Annotated in this window: 3 protein-coding genes; all 3 read left to right on the top strand. The window is 46.7% G+C overall.

Features of this window, described 5'->3' with window-relative positions:
- The first annotated feature begins 4 nt into the window (after positions 1–4).
- The 3 genes from HF312_20050 to HF312_20040 all read left to right on the top strand — a co-directional run bounded on the left by HF312_20050 (position 5) and on the right by HF312_20040 (position 4,431).
- Positions 5–2,410 carry a hypothetical protein gene (locus HF312_20050; protein ID MCU7522516.1) on the top strand — a complete coding sequence of 802 codons (2,406 nt, stop codon included), beginning with the start codon at positions 5–7 and terminating at the stop codon, positions 2,408–2,410.
- A gap of 325 nt (positions 2,411–2,735) precedes the next feature.
- Positions 2,736–3,062, top strand: a complete 327-nt coding sequence (locus HF312_20045; protein MCU7522515.1) for a VRR-NUC domain-containing protein — start codon at positions 2,736–2,738, stop codon at positions 3,060–3,062.
- Positions 3,052–4,431, top strand: a complete 1,380-nt coding sequence (locus HF312_20040) for a DEAD/DEAH box helicase (protein ID MCU7522514.1) — start codon at positions 3,052–3,054, stop codon at positions 4,429–4,431. Before HF312_20045 ends, HF312_20040 begins: the two co-directional genes overlap by 11 nt.
- Positions 4,432–4,691: the final 260 nt, after the last annotated feature.

Genomic DNA, 4,691 nt, shown 5'->3' with positions numbered 1-4,691 from the left:
CATCATGGACCTTAAATACAACAAGAACCTTAAACTTAATATATCAGTCGGCAAGAACCGTTTCGAGACCAAATGGAAGAACATTGACCTGACCTGGAATGAACTCGTCAACAAACTGTCCCAGACACACCACACCTACGAGACCATGAACGCCTACATGAACATGAAGAAGCCCGATCAGGACGGCATCAAGGACATAGGCGGTTTCGTAGGTGGGACCCTCAAGGAAGGCAAGCGCAAGAACGGTTACGTCGAGTCCCGAAGTCTCATCACCCTGGATGCGGACAACGCGCCGAAGGATCTGTGGAGCACTATCCAGATGCTCGCAAGCTATGCTATGGTATGCTATTCAACCCATAAGCACACGCCGGACAAACCACGGTTAAGACTTGTCATCCCGCTATCCAGAACAGTATCAGCTGAAGAATATGAGGCGATCGCCCGCAAGATTGCAGACAGCATCGGAATGGACTACATGGACGACACGACGTATGAAGCTGCGCGCCTCATGTTCTGGCCATCGACGCCATCAGACGGGCATTACTTCTTTGATGTAATTGATGCGCCGGTTCTCAACCCTGACGACATTCTTTCACAGTACCAGGATTGGCGCGACACGTCCTTCTGGCCGGAGTCTTCACGCTCAGCCGGCATCCGTAAAAAGACGGCGGACAAGCAGGGAGACCCATTGGCCAAAGGCGGAAACATAGGCGTCTTCTGTAGAACTTACCCTATTGAATCGGTCATTGCCACCTTTTTAACTGATGTTTACAAGGAGTTCAGCCCGGGACGATATACCTATGTCAACGGCTCCACGGCCGGCGGTCTGGTCATCTATGACGACAAGTTTGCCTACAGTAACCATTCGACGGATCCGATCTCCGGACAGCTGTGCAACGCCTTTGACCTGGTCAGGATCCACAAGTTCGGCCAGCTGGATGAAGGTGCCAAAGAAGACACGCCAATCAACAAACTGCCATCCTGGGTCAAGATGATGGAGCTCGTGAGCAGTGATGCCAACGTGCGCGTCACAATAGGAACCGAATGCCTGAATCAGGCCAAGGAAGAGTTCGGCACCAAGGTGAATGCATCGGATACGTCATGGCTGAAGGACCTTTCCGTTGACGGTCACGGCGAATTCGAAAGCACAATCGACAACATGGTCCGGATCCTGAAGCATGACCCGAACCTGCTCGGCCTTGGCGGACACAACCTTTTCACGGACCGTTACGAGGTCCTGCAGAAGCTTCCATGGCAGCGCCACACGGAATACTGGAGTGACCTGGATGATGCATCCTTGCGTCATTACATGGAATCAACCTATAAAATCGAAGGCCGCCAGAAGCTCATCGATGCTGTGACCATCGTGTTTGAAGATGGATCCTTTCACCCTGTCAAGGACTACATCGAAAGCGCAACCTGGGACGGAACGGAGCGCGTGGAAGCCCTGCTCATCGATTACCTGGGTGCTGAAGACAACGACTACGTGCGCACCGTGACCCGCAAAACGCTGGTTGCAGCTGTGGCCAGGATCTACAATCCCGGATGCAAGTTCGATTACATGCTGACCTTAATTGGCAAGCAAGGCATCGGCAAGAGCCTGTTCGTCAAGAAGCTTGGCGGAGCCTGGGCATCCGATACGCTTGTCGATATCAAAGGCAAGGAAGCCTATGAGGCGCTGGATGGCGTATGGATCATGGAAATGTCCGAACTCGTGGCCCTTAAAAAGAGCGACCGTGAAGCCATCAAGAGCTACATATCTAAACAGGACGACACCTACCGCAAGGCTTACCAGCGCAACGTTACAGTCAACAAGCGAAAGTGCATCTTCATAGGTACGACTAACGATAATGAATTTTTGGACGATGCAACCGGCAACCGCCGCTTCTGGGTCGTGGAAACTGATTCGCTTAGACGCAAGAAAACTGTATGGGATGACCTGACGGAAGCGGAAATTTCCCAGATATGGGCTGAAGCTTTAGAGCTGTACCGATCCGGAGAAAACATCATGAACCTGTCAAGCGAAATCAATGAAAAAGCGGAGCACATGCAGAAGCTGCATGCGGTTTACGATGACAACATTGGCATCATTGAAGAGTTCCTGAACAAGCCGATTACGGCTAATTGGTATGATCTCACGATATCTGAACGTCAGCAATGGTTGGCAGCCAATGAGGAATTCAGGACGACTGAAGGCCCTAAAAAGGGAGGAAGCTGTCAGCGTACAAAGATAAGTGCCATTGAGATTTGGTGCGAATGTCTGGGCGGTGACTTTAGAAACCGAAGCAGTTTCAACATCCGGAAAATCAATGAAGCGGTAGAAGCCATAGGCGGATGGAAAAAATCAAATGGCATAAGGTGCGGAAAAGAGTACGGCAACCAGCGCGGATACGTTCGCGAAAAGTGTTAACAAACCTTAAAAACCGCAAAAAGTGTTAACAGGCCATCCGTTAACACAAAAATGATTGTTAACGCCTTGTTAACAGATGTGTTAACACAACTTTTGCCAAAAAACCATACCGGAAATTGACAAAAAATCTTAAAAACTTACCCAAAATTGGAAAAACTTATTTTGTTAACAATGTTAACACGATTTATATAGACTTTAATGAAATGGTTAATTAGGCAACACGTGAACGCATATAACACATACGCGAGAGCCTAATTGCCTATACGCGTGAGATTTTGAAAATATTTGTTAACATTGTTAACGGCACACAGAAAGAGGCTGAAAAATGCTTGAAAAATTAGAACTTGGAAAATTAGAAAAAGACATCGAAAAAAAGTTCGTAAAAGCAGTTGAAAATGCAGGCGGGATCGCACCAAAATTTATAAGTCCAGGAACGTCAGGAATGCCGGATCGGCTGGCTATCTTTCCAGGAGGTTTCATCTTTCCGGTTGAAACCAAAAAGCCGAAAGGCGGCAGGTTGTCGGCAAGACAAAGGTTAATGCATAAGAAGCTGAAAGACCTAGATGTGCGTGTTTGGTTAGTCTGCACAGAACAGCTTATCCAAGAATTCATGGCTTATGTAGAAAGCGTGCGAAATGGCCATCAAGTTTAAAGCACATCCGTATCAGATATATGCCATCAACCAGATCCTTGACAAACCCAAGTGTGCCTTGATTCTTGATATGGGACTCGGCAAAACAATATCGACGCTGAGTGCCATCAACGAGCTGATGTATAACCGCTTCGACATCACCAGGGTTCTTGTTATTGCACCGCTTCGGGTAGCCGAAACAACATGGCCGGAAGAGATTAGCAAGTGGGACAGTGTGAAGCATCTGAAGTATTCCATCATCCTGGGAACGGCGGCTGAACGTGAAAGAGCTTTGAAAGCAGATGCCGATATCTACCTGATCAACCGTGAGAATACGATGTGGCTGATCCAGAAATGCATCGAGGCAAAGAAGTGGCCGTTTGACATGTTGGTTATTGATGAATCATCAAGCTTCAAAAATCATCAGTCGAAGCGTTTCAAGGCTTTACGAAAAGTAGCTGCAATCACCAAGCGCGTGGTGCTGCTGACCGGAACGCCATCACCCAATGGGCTGATGGATCTGTGGTCGCAGTTCTACCTGCTTGACCAGGGCCAAAGGCTTGGAAGGACGATAACCGAATATCGTAACACCTTCTTCAATCCGGGCAGGCGCAATCAGCAGGTTATCTTCGATTACAAACCGAAGCCTGGTGCTGAAGAAGAAATTTACCGTAGGATCAGCGACATTGCAACTTCCATGAAGGCCAAGGACTACATCCAGATGCCTGATCGGATAGACAACAGCATCAAGGTTAAACTTCCCAAGGCCATTCAGAAGCAGTACGATGAACTTGAACGTGACCTGGTTTTGGAACTTGAAAGCGAGGAAGTGGTTACAGCCGGATCCAAAGCGGCAGTTCGGAATAAGCTTCTGCAGTTCGCCAATGGTGCGGTTTACGGTGAGGACAACAAAGTCGTACACATCCATGACTTAAAGCTAGATGCCTTGGAGGAGATAATCGAAGTCAGTCAAGGCCAGTCAATAATGGTGTTTTATTGGTTCAAGCATGACTTGAGTAGGCTTCTGGATCGATTCGCAAAACTGCATCCAGTCGTCTATGAGACAACCGAAGACAAGCGGAGATGGGATGCTGGTGAAATACAGCTACTCTTCGCACATCCTGCATCTATGGGTCATGGCTTAAACCTTCAGGATGGTGGAAACATCATTGTGTGGTTTGGTCTTACCTGGAACTTGGAATTGTACCTGCAGGCAATAGCAAGACTTTACAGACAAGGGCAAAAGAAAACAGTCATCGTAAACCACATCATTGCCGAAGGAACTGTAGATGAAGATGTCCTTAGATCTCTGGAAGCCAAAGACGTTGATGAAGACAAGCTTATTGAGTCAATCAAAGCCAGAATCAAGGCAAATGCCAGGAAGAATTAAAACTTTAAAATAATATGGGTTTTTGATAATAAAGATTTTCAAAAAATCAAATATTGTCAAAATGTCTAGATTTGAGTATGATTATTTGCAATAAAGCCTAAAAAACTGCATATTTCTACAGTTGATAGGCTTTTTTTATTGTTTGAAAATAAGCGACCTTTTTTAGTTTTTTATAGCTGCATATGCCTTAAGTATTGACAAGGTTTTGGTTCAATGTCTATAATCAAGTCGGAATCGTCCGGAATGTCTGTAGATCATGC

The sequence above is a fragment of the Ignavibacteria bacterium genome, from assembly GCA_025612375.1.
GTDB lineage: Bacteria > Bacteroidota > Ignavibacteria > Ignavibacteriales > SURF-24 > JAAXKN01.
The sequence above is the reverse complement of the archived record's forward strand: the minus strand, read 5'-3'. Positions and strand labels throughout refer to the sequence as shown.

What these genes read in the sequence shown, in the direction of transcription:
- HF312_20050 (MCU7522516.1), top strand. Translation starts at nt 5, where the DNA reads ATGGACCTTAAATACAACAAGAACCTTAAACTTAATATATCAGTCGGC.
- HF312_20045 (MCU7522515.1), top strand. Translation starts at nt 2,736, where the DNA reads ATGCTTGAAAAATTAGAACTTGGAAAATTAGAAAAAGACATCGAAAAA.